This window comes from Quyinboa mangrovi, from assembly GCF_042219825.1.
GTDB lineage: Bacteria > Bacteroidota > Bacteroidia > Bacteroidales > UBA5342 > JBHJHP01.
In genome coordinates, this window is record NZ_JBHJHQ010000003.1 from 35,255 (window position 1) to 52,451 (window position 17,197).

At 40.1% G+C, this 17,197-nt stretch carries 11 protein-coding genes; 6 read left to right on the forward strand and 5 right to left on the reverse strand.

Annotation, left to right across the window (positions count from 1 at the left end):
• The first annotated feature begins 1 nt into the window (after position 1).
• The 3 genes from ACE1ET_RS06295 (at position 2) to ACE1ET_RS06305 (ending at position 2,846) form a co-directional block, all read left to right on the forward strand.
• Positions 2 to 973, forward strand: a complete 972-nt coding sequence (locus ACE1ET_RS06295) for an NAD(P)-dependent alcohol dehydrogenase (protein ID WP_375727524.1) — start codon at positions 2 to 4, stop codon at positions 971 to 973.
• A gap of 61 nt (positions 974 to 1,034) precedes the next feature.
• Positions 1,035 to 1,850: a hypothetical protein gene (locus tag ACE1ET_RS06300; protein ID WP_375727525.1), complete on the forward strand. Its 816-nt coding sequence runs from the start codon at positions 1,035 to 1,037 to the stop codon at positions 1,848 to 1,850.
• Positions 1,851 to 1,919: 69 nt separating this feature from the next.
• A complete protein-coding gene (locus tag ACE1ET_RS06305; RefSeq protein WP_375727526.1) occupies positions 1,920 to 2,846 on the forward strand; it encodes a sialate O-acetylesterase in 927 nt (308 codons plus the stop codon).
• Between the two features lies 1 nt (position 2,847).
• Here ACE1ET_RS06305 and ACE1ET_RS06310 read toward each other — a convergent pair whose 3' ends face one another.
• From ACE1ET_RS06310 to ACE1ET_RS06330, 5 genes are all read right to left on the reverse strand, one after another.
• Entirely contained in the window at positions 2,848 to 5,196 is a 2,349-nt protein-coding gene (locus tag ACE1ET_RS06310) for a glycoside hydrolase family 31 protein (protein WP_375727527.1), read from the reverse strand.
• Between the two features lie 136 nt (positions 5,197 to 5,332).
• The gene (locus ACE1ET_RS06315) at positions 5,333 to 7,615 is read right to left on the reverse strand and encodes a family 65 glycosyl hydrolase domain-containing protein (protein ID WP_375727528.1); all 2,283 of its coding nucleotides are present in this window, start codon (positions 7,613 to 7,615) and stop codon (positions 5,333 to 5,335) included.
• Positions 7,616 to 7,625: 10 nt separating this feature from the next.
• Positions 7,626 to 8,285: a beta-phosphoglucomutase gene (pgmB, locus tag ACE1ET_RS06320; protein WP_375727529.1), complete on the reverse strand. Its 660-nt coding sequence runs from the start codon at positions 8,283 to 8,285 to the stop codon at positions 7,626 to 7,628.
• The gene (locus ACE1ET_RS06325; RefSeq protein WP_375727530.1) at positions 8,285 to 9,592 is read right to left on the reverse strand and encodes an MFS transporter; all 1,308 of its coding nucleotides are present in this window, start codon (positions 9,590 to 9,592) and stop codon (positions 8,285 to 8,287) included. The genes pgmB and ACE1ET_RS06325 overlap by 1 nt, the downstream gene beginning before the upstream one ends.
• A gap of 177 nt (positions 9,593 to 9,769) precedes the next feature.
• The gene (locus ACE1ET_RS06330; protein ID WP_375727531.1) at positions 9,770 to 10,804 is read right to left on the reverse strand and encodes a LacI family DNA-binding transcriptional regulator; all 1,035 of its coding nucleotides are present in this window, start codon (positions 10,802 to 10,804) and stop codon (positions 9,770 to 9,772) included.
• Between the two features lie 291 nt (positions 10,805 to 11,095).
• On the opposite strand from ACE1ET_RS06330, the gene ACE1ET_RS06335 reads away from it, so the two are divergent.
• Genes ACE1ET_RS06335 through ACE1ET_RS06345 form a run of 3 tightly spaced genes read left to right on the forward strand, consistent with a single transcriptional unit; the run spans position 11,096 to position 17,181 of the window.
• Positions 11,096 to 14,044 carry a SusC/RagA family TonB-linked outer membrane protein gene (locus tag ACE1ET_RS06335; RefSeq protein ID WP_375727532.1) on the forward strand — a complete coding sequence of 983 codons (2,949 nt, stop codon included), beginning with the start codon at positions 11,096 to 11,098 and terminating at the stop codon, positions 14,042 to 14,044.
• A gap of 30 nt (positions 14,045 to 14,074) precedes the next feature.
• Positions 14,075 to 15,658, forward strand: coding sequence for a RagB/SusD family nutrient uptake outer membrane protein (locus tag ACE1ET_RS06340; protein ID WP_375727533.1), 1,584 nt, complete (start codon positions 14,075 to 14,077; stop codon positions 15,656 to 15,658).
• A gap of 44 nt (positions 15,659 to 15,702) precedes the next feature.
• Positions 15,703 to 17,181, forward strand: coding sequence for a SusF/SusE family carbohydrate-binding protein (locus ACE1ET_RS06345; protein WP_375727534.1), 1,479 nt, complete (start codon positions 15,703 to 15,705; stop codon positions 17,179 to 17,181).
• The last annotated feature ends 16 nt before the right edge of the window (positions 17,182 to 17,197 follow it).

The window sequence follows — 17,197 nt, forward strand, 5'->3', positions numbered from 1 at the left end:
CATGAAAGCAGTACTCCGCACCCGATATGGTTATCCCGATGTCCTTAATCTTGGTGATATTCCCGTGTCTGTGCCAAAATTCAATGAACTTTTGATTAAAGTGTATGCCACAACGGTCAACAGGACAGATTGTGGAATTTTACGTGGAAAGCCAGCTATAATACAAGCCTTTACCGGCTTTGGCAAACCTAAACATCAGACACCCGGAACAGATTTTGCCGGCGTGATTGAAGAGGTTGGCACTGGTGTAACCGCTTTTAAACGTGGGGATAAAGTGTGGGGATTTGATGATAACGGACTGGCATCGCAGGCAGAATTTATGGTAATACGCGAGGACAGGGCGATCTTTCCTGTTCCTGAAGGATTTTCGTTTACACAAGCTGCAGCATGCGCAGAAGGAGCGCATTACGCCGTGAACTTTATTAATAAAGTTTCTCTTTTTATGGATCACAAAGTGATGGTTAACGGTGGAACAGGAGCTATCGGGTCAGCTGCCATTCAATTGCTAAAAGCCAAGGGATTAAAAGTAACAGCGACAGCACCAACAGATCATCTGACAACTGTAAAAACCCTCGGTGCAGATCGTGTCATTGATTATCAGAATGAAGATTTTACCAAAGATCATGAAGTGTATGATTTTGTTTTTGACGCTGTGGGTAAAAGTTCATTTTCACAATGTAAACCTTTGCTTAAATCCAACGGGACATATATTTCATCGGAACTTGGTCCACATTCCGAAAATCCTTTGTTAGCGCTAATTTCTCCTTTTACCTCAGGAAAGAAAGTGAAATTCCCTCTGCCTACAAATATAAAAGGCAGTCTGGCGGTAGTACTGGATCTGATGAAACAAGGGAAATTCAAACCACTAATTGACAGGTCATTCCGTTTGGAAGAAATCAGGAAAGCTTATACTTATGTGTTATCTGAGCAAAAGATAGGGAATGTGATACTGCAGGTTAGAGATGAAAAATAGCATCAGTACTTTCGTTTCTCATTTAAGCAAATCATACTATCTTTGGTGCTGAAAGCGGGTTATGAACAATACAACACAGCATCAAATCTTTTTTCATGTGGGAACCGGGAAAACCGGCACTACCTTTCTGCAATACCGTGTATTTCCAAAGTTGCGCAATATTTATTACATACAGCGGACACGATATAAAAAGGTAAAAAAGATTATTGCCAGAACCGCAGTTCACAAAATTCTGATTTCACGGGAATTCGATCAGCAGCTGGAAAAAGAAATTGCATGGTTCACAGAATCCTATCCCGACACAACTCCGGTTATCGTATTCAGGCGACACGACAGTTATATTGCCTCGCAATACAGACGCTTTGTAAAAAACGGTTTCAGTGGAACATTTTCAGCATTCTTTGATCTGGAGTCAGACAAAGGCTATTTCAAAAATTCAGACCTGAATTATTCACATCAGGTTGAATTGTTGAAAACTTATTTTGCCAAAGAACCGGTGGTGCTCTTATACGACGATTTAAGGAACGATCCTAAAGGTTTTATCCGAAAACTTGCAAAGATTATGGATGCGGAAATTGATACTGAGTCTGTTGATTACAGCCGAAAACACCGCTCATATTCTGAGAAACAGTTGAAAGTTATCCGCTCTGTTGCAAAATCTGTAAACCTTACCAAGCGCAGGAAGTTTAAATCAGGACTCCTAAATTTTTTCTGGCGTATTGGTTTAGGAACTCTGAGATATTCCTTGCTCTTTCTTGCAAAGATTGTTCCTTCGGTATGGATTGATCCAAAGCCATTTATTGATCCAAAAGAACTGGAAAAAGTAAAATTGCATTTTTCACAGGATTGGGACAGAATTAAAAAAATAAGTTCTTAATTTAGTCTCCGGGTGAATAGTAACACTTCAATATTCACCCGGTGACTAAAAAATATAAAACATACTATAATGAAAAACCGAATAATTACAGCATTAACCGTTTTACTATTTATTCCAACGTTTGCATCAGCTAAGAAAACAGCAGTAAAAGATACCATCATGGTATTTTACCTTGGTGGCCAGTCCAATATGGACGGTTATGGTTTTGTGAAAGATCTGCCCGATTCACTGAAAAAGACGAATAAAAATGTATGGATCTTTCAGGGAAATACAGCAAGAGACAATGAAACGGGCGGAGGAATCGGGATATGGGAACAACTGAAACCGGGTCACGGACGTGGGACAAAAAGTGATGCCACATCCAATACCTATTCTGACCGGTTTGGCGTAGAGTTATCCCTTGCCCAACGTTTACAGGCATTATATCCGGATCAGAATATAGCCTTGATAAAATACTCCAGAGGCGGTACATCCATTGATCAGAGAGCAGCCAGAGGAGCCGGAAGCTGGGACCCCAATTACACGGATAAGACTGGCATTAATCAGTATGACCATTTTTTGGAAACCGTAAAAAATGCCTATGCAGTAAATGATATCAATGGCGATGGCGTTGAAGACGTGCTGGTGCCGGCAGGTATTTTCTGGATGCAGGGAGAATCGGATGGTGATTTTACCGAAGATGTAGCTGCAGCCTATTACGATAATCTGAACCAACTTATGGGACTGATCCGTGCGGCTTTCAGATCCAATGATCTTCCGGTGGTAATTGGTAAAATATCTGATTCAGGAGTGAAGAATAATGGCATAACATGGCCTTATGGTGACCTGGTTCAGTATGGCGAGGAAAAATTTGCCCGGACAGATGCCAATGCAACGATTGTCCGTTCCACCAAAAAATATTCATATTCTGATCCATGGCATTATACCAGTCCCGATTATATCGATTTGGGAATTGAGTTTGCAAATGCACTTTACCAGTTAAAAGACAAAAAATAAATCAGCGGGTTTGAATTTCAATGGTCCGGTTGGCAGGCAAGGTGACTATAACTGAGGTGGTCTTTTCTTTTATTTCAGTCTTTATCCATTTCCTGTTGATTTTCACTTTTTCAAAATCAGGTTGATGGACTACAAATTTTAGCAGTCGATGTGGCGGTCTGCCCGGGTAATTATATCCTGAATTTTTAACCGTAAAAATGCCGTTTTTATATGTGAAATCAATCAACTCATATTGGTTCTTCTCATAAGCACCAAAGGTATGGCAGTCGTCTGCATACATTATGAAGTTTGATGCTTTACGTTCCGGGTCAGTAAAGAAGTGAACAATAAGAGTATCGGTTTTATAATCCTCAGTAGACTGAATTGGAGAAATCATGGGGATAAAACTACCTGCTTTTACAAATACGGGGATGTCAGATAAAGTAACCGCAACATCAACAGTTTTGCCACCTTCTATCATATCTCCGGTATGAAAATCATACCAGGTTCCTTCCGGCAGCACAACTTTTTGCACGCCTGTGCCTGACCGCATGACCGGCGCCACCAACAAATTGTCACCCCAGAAATAGATGGAGTCGTTAGCTGACAGTTCGGGATCATCATATACCATGAACAATGGTTTTGCCATTGGTTCTCCGGAACGATGGTTTTGCCATGCTAAAGTGTAATTATATGGCAACATCGCATACCTTAGCTTGATGTAATGCCTGACAATGTCCTGAATGGAATCCGCATAATAGATGGGCTCCGGTTCAGCATGCGAATCGGAATGCGGACGAAATACCGGCGTAAAAACAGCATACTGCAACCACCGGGTATAAAGTTCAGGATTCTTCGTTCCACTGGCAAAGCCACCGGCATCGGAATGCATATAAGCCAGACCCGACAGCCCCATGCCAAGCATCACCGGTATCTGCGCACGTAATCCACTCCATGTTCGTCCCACATCTCCAGACCATGGAACTAATCCAAAGCGTTGTGACCCGGCATAACCGGCCCGGCCTAACACAAACAAACGTTCGTCAGGATACTCCTTCCGGTAATGATCGTAAAACACTTTAGTCCAGTTATGCCCGTAAATACCATGTACTTCCGATGCTTTTCCATTCACATGAATCATGGAATCAGGATGAATTTCCGGTTCTCCCAGATCGCACCACCAGCCTTCAACGCCCTGCTGTTTTAATGCATCGTATTGCTGCCACAACCAGTCTCCTGCTTCAGGATTAAAAATATCCAGCAAACCGGCTTCGCCAAAGTAAAAGTTGGGGAGTGTCATGGTTGTTCCGTCAGCATTTTTGCCAAATAAACCGTGTTGATCCAGGGAGGTATAATGATTTGACTTTTTTGTGAAAAACGGTTCACTGATCAATATGGTCTTCACACCCTGATCTCTGAACTTACGGATCATTCGTTCCGGTTCAGGCCAATGTATTGCATCCCATGACAAATTCCCCATTAAACCATCCTGAACCTGAGGGCCAAACCAGAAAATATCAAGGATAATGGCATCCATTGGATAACCAGCCTGAAGCATGGAATCCACAACATTTTCGGTTTGCATCTGTGACCTATATCCAAATCTTGATTGCAGGTTTCCGAGCGCCCAGACCGGCGGCATAGGTTGCATCCCGGTAAATTTCACATAATCAGACACCAGCTTATCATACGAATCATCAGCAAAAAAGTAAACTGTTGCATTTCCTCCCAGGCTTTCAAATGAAAAACGATCCACATCACGCTTCCCGATATCGAACCATGCTCTGGCTGGATTATCGAACAGCAACATGTATTTTTCAGAGGACATGATTAGCGGAATGGAATAATTAAGAAAATCAGCTCCCATGCCATAACCATAGTTTGCCTGGTTATAGCACTGAAAACGGTATCCCCTGCGATTAAGTGGCAAAGCTCTTGCACCTGTGCCATAGATCTGTTCATCCGACTTCATCCTGTACCGGTATATCATTGTATCAGTGGAAGTTTCAAATTTTAACCCACCCAATTTTAATGCTCCCCTGTAAACAAAATTGATGGAGACAGGGAATTTATTAATGTGCACATCTATTTCATCAGTGGACAAAACCAGTTCATTATTCAATTCTGTTAAATGAGTTTCCAGAGTGCCTGCTATGACAGGTGCATAGGTCCTATTGGAATAAATCCGGTGATTTCGGAAAGACACTTTAATTATATTCTCTTTCACAGCAGACAGGATGTACTCTCCTGAATCTGTTGAAACTAACAGATCTTTTCCGTCGTAAATTTTTGATATATACCGATTTTTAGCATTGCCGGGAAAGAAGGCAAACCATAAAAAGAAAAAGTATAATCCAATGTTTCGCTTCATTCCTGGTAATTTTACTGCAATTACATCCGAATACCTGCTTTTAAATTCTTAATTGGGTCAATAAACTAATTATTTATACTTATAAAGGTAATACCTATTTATTACACATACTCAAATATGCCCTTTTTAAGCACTGTTAGTTTATCACCATTAAATTTCCATTTAAAAATAGCTCGAGGTCGCTTCCCTGTTCAAGTGAAAGTTCTACGCCACTTTCATTTATGGTTACACTAAGGATGCGCTCCCTGAAGTTTATCTTAAAAGAGAACTGTGTCCAGCCATTTGGAAGCACAGGATTGATATATAATTTACCATTCCGCACTTTAACTCCACCAAAACCTATTACAACGGACATCCAGGTTCCGGCCATACTCGTAATGTGTAGACCCTCTGCAATCTCCTTGTTGTAATCGTCAAGGTCGAGCCGCGAAGTACGCAGATAAAGTTCATAAGCTCTGTCGATTTTACCAAGACTCGTAGCCAGTATACTATGAACACAGGGTGACAGCGATGATTCATGTACGCACCTCGGTTCATAGAATTCATAGTTGGCTTTTATCGTATTGTAGTCAAATTCATGTTCAAAAATGAACATTCCCTGCAGGACATCGGCCTGTTTTATAAAACATGAACGAAGAATTCTGTCCCACGACCAGTTTTGGTTAATTGGTCTTTCTGAAGCTGGAATATCTTCAGCTAAACTATCCTCTTTATCCAGAAAACCATCCTGTTGCAAAAATATACCACGCTCTTCATCGTAAGGCAGATACATTTTATCAGTAATATCCTTCCATTTCCGAATCTCTTTTTCTTCGTCGAAAGATGTCTTGCCCAAAACTGCAAGTAATTTCTGAGGCCTTGATTCCTTCAATTCACTGATAACGTCCATCGTATAACGTAAACACCAGGTGGCAATATAATTGGTATACCAGTTGTTATTAACGTTATTTTCGTATTCATTCGGACCAGTAACCCCAAGTATTACATATTTCTGCTTTTCTTCGGACCAATTGATCCGCAAAGACCAGAAACGTGCTATTCCAATAAGAACCTCAAGCCCGTAGTCTTCCAGATAGCTTTTATCACCGGTATATGTTGTATAGTTGTAAATGGCGTAGGCAATGGCACCATTTCTGTGAATTTCTTCAAACGTAATTTCCCATTCATTGTGGCATTCTTCACCATTCATGGTCACCATAGGATACAACGCTGCACCGTTATTAAACCCTAATTTACCTGCATTTTCAATGGCTTTTCCCAAATGTTTGTAACGATATAATAACAGATTCCTGGTCACCGTAGACGAAGCTGTTCCAAGAAAGAACGGCACACAATATGCTTCGGTATCCCAGTATGTAGATCCACCATATTTTTCACCTGTAAAACCTTTCGGGCCAACATTCAATCTCGGGTCATCACCGGTGTAGGTCTGGTTTAATTGAAAGATATTGAAGCGAATTCCCTGTTGTGCAGCCACATCTCCCTTTATGGCAATATCGCTGTCGTGCCACTTTTTTGCCCACCATGCTTTATGGTTCTCTTTTAATTGCACATAACCGGTACGTGCCGCATTTTTTACTTTTTCCACTGCCAGTCTTGGAAGCTTCTCCACCGGATGATTCAAAGAACTTAGGACTGATACATACTTTTCAAGAATCAGTTCAAGACCTTTGTCAAGATACACTTCATAAGCGGATTCAATTTTTTTATCTGTGGCAATATGATTGGGTGTGGCAGTCAGTTCCACCTGGTTCAGAAAAAGTTTATTATGCATGGAATATGCTACTCTAAAATCCAGTTTCTTCGTCTGGGCCACCAGGTGATTGGTAAGCGTTTTATTCTCTGTCTCAAGGATATTCCAGAAAATTTCATCATAATTGGAATCCCTGTTTTTCACATCACCATCAATGCCTGGTTTTATAAGAATACTGGCACCTCCATCAGGTAAAAGTATAGAATATTTTATAGCTGCCACCTCCGGTTCATCCATGCTTAAGAATCGCTCAGCTCTTACCTGAACCTTTTTCCCTAATGGTGAAACAGCAGTAAATGACCTGCTTAATACACCCTTTTGCATATCCAAAGCACGCTCGAACTCAACCACCTGCCAGGTCGCCAGGTCAAGCACTTCATTTTCAACTGTTACGTGAACCGGAATAAATGAAGGAGAATTCAGCACTTTGGCAAAATATTCAGGGTACCCGTTTTTCCACCATCCTACGCGGGTTTTATCCGGATAATAAATGCCGGCAATATATGATCCCTGGAGGGAATCACCGCTATAGTATTCTTCGAAATTTGCCCGTTGCCCCATCTTCCCGTTTCCAATGCTGAAAATACTTTCAGCAGCTTCCTGCTTCTCCGGGTCAAACCTGTATTGAATGATTTTCCAGTTATCTTTTTCTATGATACTTTTCATATTGGCATTGTTAAAGATTTACCACAATTTCACGCAGTTTTTTCAGCGTAAAATCCTTAAATCCATCTGCAACATAATGTGCCTTTTGCAACATAGGTTTGTCACCTATACCAATTGCAATCATGCCTCCATTCAAAGCAGCCTGAATACCTGCCTGTGCGTCCTCGAATACCACCGTTTCTGCCGGTTGAACTCCAACCAGTTCCGCCCCAAGGAGAAAGACCTCGGGATTAGGTTTGGCGTGTTGAACCATGGAGCCATCTACTATAGCATCAAACAACGATAGAATTCCGAGTCGTTCCAGTATGGTTTTCGCATTTTTACTCGCCGAACCTAAAGCGATACTTATTCCAGACCGTTTCAGTTCATCCAGAAATGGCAGAACACCGGGCAGAATATCATCTGGGTTCATCTTAAAAATATATTCCCTGTAGCGCATGTTTTTTTCTTCAGCCATCTGGTGTTTTTTTTGAGCATCAAATGCTAAACCTCCTATTTCCAGCAATATATCCAGTGATACCATTCTGCTTACACCCTTCAGCCGTTCATTGTCTTCAGGAGTGAACTTAAATCCAAGACTATCTGCCAGCTCTTTCCATGCCAGGTAATGATATTTTGCGGTATCACAAATCACCCCGTCCAGATCGAATATGCATGCTTTGACTTCCACTAATGCCCGGTCTTTTTATCCAACTTATCCTCCACAAAGAATGTACTTGCTGCTCCCAGTAACATCAAAACTCCTGAACCAATAATGGCATTAAAAGGATTATCATTATAAATATGCTTAAGAATAAGCGTTCCGAAAACACCATTTGTAATTTGAGGAATTGTAATGGACATATTAAACAGTCCCATAAAAACACCCATTTGCTTTGGCGGTATTGTATTCGCAAGAATAGAGTAAGGCATGGCCAGAATACTCCCCCATGCAATACCGATGCCTATCATTGGTAAAATCAGCCACGTGTCATCTCTAAACAATATAAATGACAGGAAAGATAATCCACCAATGGTCAACGCTAAAGCATGTGTATGACGTCTTCCAATTCGTTTTGCAATGACAGGTAGTGATAACGCAATAATGGCTGAAATACCATTATAAACGCCGAACAAAATACCAACCCAGTCCCCCGCTTCCTGATACCCTGTGCTGTTGGCATCAAGCGTACCATAAAAATGATATGCTATTGCCGGTGTGGTGTAAACCCACATAGAAAATAATGCAAACCAGGAGAAAAACTGAACCACCAGAAGCTGGATCATCGTTTTAGGAATCTTGAATTTTGCCTTAACTTTTGTTTCAACCTTCTCCTCATCGTAAAATTCTGGAGGATATTCTTTAGTTGTTGAAACAGTCCATACAATGGTTGTTATCAAAACCATGGCCCCAATATAAAATGACCAGTATACGTTGGGTGCTACCCTGCCTGCTTCTTCAGCTTCTTTTGAAAACCCTAAAAAATTACCCAAAATATAAGGTAACCAGGAACCAATAACCGCCCCAATTCCAATTAACAGCGTCTGAACTGAAAATCCCAGAGTATGTTGATCTTCCGGTAGTTTATCAGCAACAAGAGCACGAAATGGTTCCATGGAAATATTTATGGATGCATCCATAATCATCAGCAAACCGCCTCCAATAAACATTGGGGCAAGATATTGTGCAAAATGCGGAGCATTCGGCATCATGATTAATGCAATACTGGTCAATACAGCACCAATAAGGAAGTATGGTCTCCTTCGCCCTAGTTTGTTCCATGTTCGGTCGCTATAATACCCTATAATAGGTTGAATGATCATACCTGTTACAGGAGCAACCAACCAAAACCAATTAAGATGTTCAACATCAGCTCCAAAAACCTGAAGTATTCTGCTGGCATTGGCATTTTGCAAAGCAAAGCCAAACTGGATTCCAAGGAACCCGAAACTCATATTCCATATCTGCCAAAAACTAAGGCGGGGTTTCGTTTTCATGAATATAGCATTGGTTAGCAATTAATATTGCAGATTATTAATTGGCGGGAAGTTGTTATACGGGAAATCTCTTTTATAAAATCAGTGCAACAAATATATGGACAATCATACCAAGTAAAAAATTACTTTTCTCATATGACACTGATTTTAAATGACTTAATCTTATTTTTTGAAATTTCAAACGTTTGCAGAATCTTTTACCAGCCTGGTGGACTCTCTAACAACAAGTGTTGTTTTGATCATTTTGGTGATGCTGTTTGTCGTAGCTCTGCCTTCAATACGGTCAATCAGTAATTGTGCAGCTGCCTTTCCCACTTCAAATCCATGTTGTTCCACGGTAGTCATCGGTGGTTCGACCACCTGTGCCACCAGACCATCGGAAAAGCCACATATTGATACGTCATCCGGAACACTAAATCCAAGTCTTTTCACAGCCGTCAGTGCCCCTGAAGCAGCAAGATCGTTTATGGCAAAAATTCCATCCGGATTTTCACCTTTTGTAAATAATGTCGGGGTTCTTTCCAATGCACTTTCCCGACTGTCACATTCAAGAATAATACTTTCATCAACCGGCAAACCATATTTTTTCAGCGCATCAATATACCCATTCAACCGGTTACGTGCAATTAAAAGATGTTTTGATGATCCAAGGTGAGCAATACGCCTGCATCCGCCTTTGATCATATGTTCTACTGCATTGAACGCACCATAGTAATCATCCACAACAATACGGTCTGCTTTTACACCTGGACACACCCTGTCGAAAAAAACCAGAGGGATATTATCGTCAAGTACCTTTTCAAAATGATCATATTTGTGCGTATTCTTTGACATGGAAACCAGAATACCATCTATACGGCTACTGATACAGGTGTCTACGTTACGGATCTCCTTTTCGTAACTCTCATCCGATTGGCACACCATAACATTATATCCATATTCTTCTGCGGCTTCCTCAATGCCACTTATAACGGATGAAAAGAAAAAATGTACAATCTGAGGGATGACTACACCAATCACATTACTCTTCTGACTTCTTAAGCTTAGTGCTATAGAATTAGGCGTATAATGATATTTAGCAGCCAGATCTCTAACTGCCTTTTTTGTTTCTGCACTAATATCGGGATGATCCTTTAGCGCACGGGAAACGGTTGAAGGAGATATACCCAGTTCGCGAGCAATATCCTTAATGGTTATCTGAGTTCTTTTCACCGGTATTGAGGTGTTGTACAGTTACAATATTAGGTATTAATATTAAGTTAAGCAAGAAAACTCTATTCAACTGCAAGTATAATCTATACCTAACCTACGTGCGGAACACTAATTCCGAAAACGTTTGCGGAAACGTTTTCGTTAAAATTTGTTGCCTTTTGCGCAAAAAATCTATGCAATCGCTTTAAACAGTCATAGTTTTGTACTGGCTTGGGAAGGCTATACATAAAAAATCTCTATAAAATCTCAGTTAATTTTCAGGTTTTTATTGTTAACGAAGAAATTGATTCTATGAGACAAAAAATCAAAAAGCAAGCAATAATATTGTTGAGCACATTTCTCTTATTTTCAACAAATATATTTGCTCAAACTGTAACTGTAACAGGTACTGTTACAGATGCTAAAGACAAATCTCCACTCCCGGGGGTTTCTATTCTTGTAAAAGGAACAACGATGGGTGTAATTACTGACTTTGATGGAAATTACAGCATTACCATTCCTTCAGCAAACGAAACCCTTGTATTTAGCTTTATTGGTTATAATGCTAAGGAAGTTTCTACTACAGGGCAAACTGTACTTAACGTAGCCCTTGATCCCAAACTTGAGCAACTGGAAGAGTTTCTTGTAATTGGCTATGGCGTTCAGAAAAAGGAGGATAAAACAGGGGCCGTTTATAATGTGACTGACAAAGACATTCAGACTGTCGCCGTTCAGGATCCTATTGAGGGGATACAAGGGAAGGTTGCCGGTGTTACGATTCGAAAAGCCGGAAGTGATCCAAATGCAGGATTTAATGTAAAAATCAGAGGAGCCTCAGGATTATCGGCTGGTACAGATCCTTTATATGTTGTTGATGGTGTTGTGGGTGTTGATCCAACAACTATTGCACCTGAAGATATTGCAAGTTTTAACATTTTAAAAGATGCGTCATCAGCAGCAATCTATGGATCCAGAGGCGCAAATGGCGTTATAATTATTACCACGAAAAAGGGTCAAAAAGGAGAATCAAGAATCGAATTCAGTAGTTATGGCACCATTGATCAAATTGCATCTAAAAGTAGACTTGATCTTATGTCGGCAAATGAATACAGAGCCTATGCCAATGAACTGGGAATTGAAATTAGAGACTTGGGATATAACACCGACTGGCAGGACGAAATTTATAGAACGGGATATTCCAACAATGAATCCCTGGCATTCTCGGGAGGAAATGAAAACGGCAATTACAGAGCCTCTCTTTCTCACAATAATATGCAGGGAATTGTATTAAATTCAGGTAAACAACGTACAATAATGCGATTAAATGCAGAAACCAAAGCATTTAATGATGTTGTTACGCTATCCATGAATATTGCAAATACAATTGAACATAACGACTATATAAATTATGGAAGCTCAGGAGCCGACGGTGTGTTGTTCCAGGCTTTTCAGCGAAATCCCACGATTCCGGTTTATAACGAAGATAAAACATATTATCAGGATCCTACGCAACCGGTAAATAATTACAGTAACCCTGTCGCCGTTTTAAACGATATTCAAAATACAAGGGATGCCAAGCGTTTCTTAGGTAGATTAAAAACAGATATTGACGTATTTAATGGTTTTAAAATTACCTTAAACGGTGCGTATACCCGCGATGACTCAGAATCATCATACTTTGAACCTGCATCTAATGGACCAATAAATGGAGAAGGATATGGCAGACGGAATTACGGGAACAATGCATCCATTTTATTTGAAGCTTTTGCAAATTACAAAAAGGAATTTAACAATCACTCTTTAAATCTGGTCGGTGGTTATTCTTATCAGAAATTCCTTTGGGACGGATTTAGTGCCGAAGGTAAAAATCCAGGTTCAGATTATACCAGAGCTGACGATTTAGCTTCATTGGCATTGGTTGTTCCGGGAGATGTTGATTCTTATAAAGGTGAAAGTAAGCTTATTTCTGGTTTCGGAAGACTCGTTTACAATTATGCCGGAAGATATTTTGTGACTGCCACTTTAAGGCGTGACGGATCTTCCAAATTTGGAGCAAATAAAGAATGGGGACTGTTCCCATCAGCTTCTCTTGCCTGGAATATGAAGCAGGAGTCATTTATGAAAGATGTTGACTTTTTAAGCCTGGCCAAAATCAGATTGGGATATGGACAAACAGGAAATCAGGAGATCGATTCCTATAAGAATATTGCATTGTATGGTGTTACAGGTTATACTCTGGATCCAACCACCAATAAGTATACCGTTAATTACGGGGCAATTCAGAATCCCAATCTTTATTTAAAATGGGAAGTAAACACTGAAATAAATATCGGAGCTGATTTTGGATTACTTAACGACAGAATTACCGGATCTGTGGATTATTATAACAAAAAAACCACAGACCTAATATATTCCTATACAGTTCCAGTCCCACCTAATCTTGTTACCAGTACCCTGGCTAATGGAGGTGCTATTGATATAAATGGTTTTGAGGCCTCATTAACTGGACATATCCTTGCCGGTCTAAATGCAAAATGGGCGAGTACAATCGTTGCTACACATGACAAAGCTATTATTACAGCCCTTGGAAACGAGCAATATCCGGCAGTAGAAAAAGTAAATGAAGGCTACTTACAGGAACCGCTTGGTTATGGCACCTATACTCAAATTATGAAGAAAGGGGAAGAAAGGGGAACATTCTTTGGTCCTAAATTTGTCGGCATAGATAAGAGAACAGGTTCTTTTTTATATGAGAAAGCGGATGGAACTTATGCCACTATTGATAATATTGAAGAAAAAGACAAACAAATTCTCGGACATGCACAACCAACGCTAGAGTTGGGATGGAGTAATAATATTACTCTTTTTAAGGATTGGGATCTAACCTTTACACTGCGCGGAATGTTCGGACACGATATCCTGAATGCTACTAATATGGTATTTGATAACCCAAGTTATTTCCCAACCCGAAACGTTCTGAATTCGGCACCTGCCAGGACTGAACTCAAAGAGGCTTCTACTTTTTCTGATTATTTTCTGGAAAAAGGAGATTTTGTAAGGCTGGAAAACATTACCGTAGGCTATACATTTAATACAAAAAATATTAACTGGCTGCAAAGAGCACGAGTATTTGCCTCAGGAAACAACTTATGGACACTAACTCAATACTCTGGTATTGATCCAAGTACAATTGGCATTGATATCTTTAATGTTTATCCAAAAAGTACAACATTCACCGTCGGGTTTAATGTTACTTTTTAAAATTAACCATATCAAATAACTGAATAAGTGATGAAGACATATAGAATATTAATTATTATAGCCAGTATTTTCTGGATCTCGGCTTGTAATCTTGATACTGAAATATATGAAAATTTACCTGCCGATAAGTTTCCGGAGAACGAAGGTCAACTGGAGTCAATTACGTTAAGTGCCTATACAGAGCAAAGGCATTTGTTGGATGACTGGGGTTGGTGGTTATATATGCAGGAGGTAACATCTGATTTTCTGGTTTTCCCTCAGCGTGGAACAGACTGGGAAGATGACGGGAAATGGCGTGTTCTGCACAGACACACATGGAATTCTACAACAATTGGAGTGCAAAGCATGTGGTCTCATTTATACTCAGGTGTGGTTCGTTGTAACCAGGCTTTAGAGTATTTTCAGGCTGACAGTGAAGCAGCAACTCTGGCCCGTGCTGAAATGAAAGTTTTAAGAAGCTATCTGTTTTATTTGCTGATTGACAACTACGGAGCAGTTCCTTATAGTGAATCGTTTAGCAATGCCGAAAGTAATCCCTATCGTGTTAAACGAGCCGATATCTACAACAGACTAATTACAGTAGTTACAGAAGCAATTCCTGATTTACCGGAACCGGGAACGGTTGACAACTACAAAATTTCCAAAGCAATGGCCTATATGCTATTGGGTAAATTATATTTGAACGGAGCAATATACAAGGGTGATAGTAATTTCAATGTCAACGACATGGATTCTGTGGCGAAGTATATGAATTTAGTCATAAATTCCGGTTATCAACTTGAATCAGACAGACTTGGACCATTTAAAGTTGATAATGCCGCTTCTTCGGAAGTTATATTTTCAATCCTTGGAGATGAAAATGCGGATGATGGAATGCGTCACAATTTCAGAACACTGCATACACTGCATCAAAAGACATACGACCTCCAAAGTTCGCCCTGGAACGGATGTGCTGTAAAACCGGACTATTATGAAAAACTATTTGCACCAAATGACGGATATGATAATCCGGACGATAACACCTCTGTAAACGATGAAATCGTTGATCAAAGGGCGAGTGCTTTCCTTCGTGGTCAGCAGTATGATATTGATGGTAATGAATTATCCAATGACAATGGTAAACTAATTCTTACACAGAATATTAAAGCCGACATAATGACAGACGCTACTGATGGAGCTGCAGTTACACGATTTTCAGGTTATCGGGTTGTTAAATTCGAAGTAGAAATCGGATCAGGACCAATTATGAATAATGACTTTCCGGTGTTCCGCCTGGCTGATGCCTACCTGATGCGGGCAGAAGCAACATTGAGAGGAGCTACACTTGCAGATGCTTCAGCGGATGATGATCTAAATCAAACGCGTACCAAAGCAGGTTTGCCTTCTGTAACAGCTACATTGAGTGAAGTATTGAATGAAAGAGGAAGAGAATTATTTCTGGAGGGCCACCGAAGAAGTGATTTAATCAGGTTTGGACTTTTTGCTGACAGAAACTGGTGGCTGGGAGCAACAGAATCCGGAGAAGGTGCCGAAAGACGTGTGTTCCCTTTACCTCAGGATCAGCTTGATGCGAATCCTAATTTAAACAGTGATCCTGTTAATTTACAATTATAAAAACGCAATTATTTTTAGTTACTAATTAATATAAAATAAAAGTTATGAAGAAAAATCTTTTGTATTTGTTCATGTTACTTATTGGGGGAGTTTATTTTACCTCATGTAATAAAGATGACAATGGCCCTACTGTAATAGATAATCCTATCTATGGAATGCAGATTAAAGGAACAGCAACCGGAGATGAAGTATTGGTTCTGGACGCAAAACAATATGTTGAACCTAGTAGTGATTATGCTGTAAAAGCTGTTAGGGAAGGCATGATGTATGGCATTTTCTATCTCTCAGCAGGCGAATTTGCATTTTCTGAAGTTACAGCAGATGAAACCATCAGTTACAGTGCTGCAAGTGTTGAAACAGTTTATCAAAATGCAGAGGTAGGAACTGCAACCGACTCTATCATGTATAAAAAAGGTAGTCTGGTTTCTGGTGGTACTGATACTTATTCTATCTCTGAAGCGGGTTTGTATTATGTGATGACCGATAAAACCACTTCACAGTTCTGGATTATGAAGATTAATGAATTCGAAATCAGTGCAACAGGAGATGTTGCTTCTTATGTTTCAGGAACTGCAGAATCAGCAACATTTACAACAAGTAAAAGCGTAAATTTAAGTGGCAAGTTTAAGGTTCGTATCAATAAAGCCTGGAAATTTATTTTAGAAGATGTTCCATGGACAAACCTTGATGCAGGAGGCCAGGACGGTGATCACTGTCGTCCTGATATAAGCTACGGAGGATCTCTGGCTGACCTGACCGCAGATGGTGATGATATTGAAGTTGATAATGGTGGACAATTACTAAACTTTACATTTACCTGGACTGCAGGAGAGAAAGGTATTGCAGGTGTTGTCGGCACAACTGAAGATGCTGGCGAATTGCCTCCTCCAGAATACCCGGAACAAATGTATATGATTGGAGCTTCTATTGGAGGCTGGGACTGGGCTGCTAATGGTATCGAAATGATACCTGTACATAGTAATCCTCACTTATTCTGGCGCGTTGTATGGATTGAAGCTGGAGTGGCAGATGCAGGCATTAAATTTTGCCAGGAAAAAAGCTGGGGTAAAGATTTTGGTGTTGATGCAACAGCTGGAGCTACAGACGGAGTTTATGCAAAAGGAACTGACAACGTACCTGATGTGGCTGAATCCGGATATTACATGGTAGTTGTCAATCTTGCTGATGAAACTATTGAAATAAATGCTCCTTCCGTAAATGGTATTGGCCCTGTATTTGGGGATGATTCATGGGCTGGAGGAATAGAATTCACGGTTGATAATACAGCTAAAACCATTACGTCACCTGTATTCACAGCAGACGGAGAGTTGAGAATGTATGTTAAAGCAAATACATTAACTAAAGATGATGGCAATGCTATTGATTGGTGGCAAGCTGAATTTATCGTTCTTAACGGTGTAATTGAATACAGAGGTACCGGTGATGATCAAGAAAGAGCAAATGTTACAGCAGGACAAAAAGTTACGCTTAACTTTACTGATGGAACAGGAACTATCGAATAATACTTCTTTTTAAATA

Coding starts and splice junctions, on each gene's coding strand:
- ACE1ET_RS06310 (WP_375727527.1), bottom strand. CDS start 5,196: ATGAAGCGAAACATTGGATTATACTTTTTCTTTTTATGGTTTGCCTTC.
- ACE1ET_RS06325 (WP_375727530.1), bottom strand. CDS start 9,592: ATGAAAACGAAACCCCGCCTTAGTTTTTGGCAGATATGGAATATGAGT.
- ACE1ET_RS06345 (WP_375727534.1), top strand. CDS start 15,703: ATGAAGAAAAATCTTTTGTATTTGTTCATGTTACTTATTGGGGGAGTT.
- ACE1ET_RS06340 (WP_375727533.1), top strand. CDS start 14,075: ATGAAGACATATAGAATATTAATTATTATAGCCAGTATTTTCTGGATC.
- ACE1ET_RS06315 (WP_375727528.1), bottom strand. CDS start 7,615: ATGAAAAGTATCATAGAAAAAGATAACTGGAAAATCATTCAATACAGG.
- ACE1ET_RS06300 (WP_375727525.1), top strand. CDS start 1,035: ATGAACAATACAACACAGCATCAAATCTTTTTTCATGTGGGAACCGGG.
- ACE1ET_RS06335 (WP_375727532.1), top strand. CDS start 11,096: ATGAGACAAAAAATCAAAAAGCAAGCAATAATATTGTTGAGCACATTT.
- ACE1ET_RS06305 (WP_375727526.1), top strand. CDS start 1,920: ATGAAAAACCGAATAATTACAGCATTAACCGTTTTACTATTTATTCCA.
- ACE1ET_RS06295 (WP_375727524.1), top strand. CDS start 2: ATGAAAGCAGTACTCCGCACCCGATATGGTTATCCCGATGTCCTTAAT.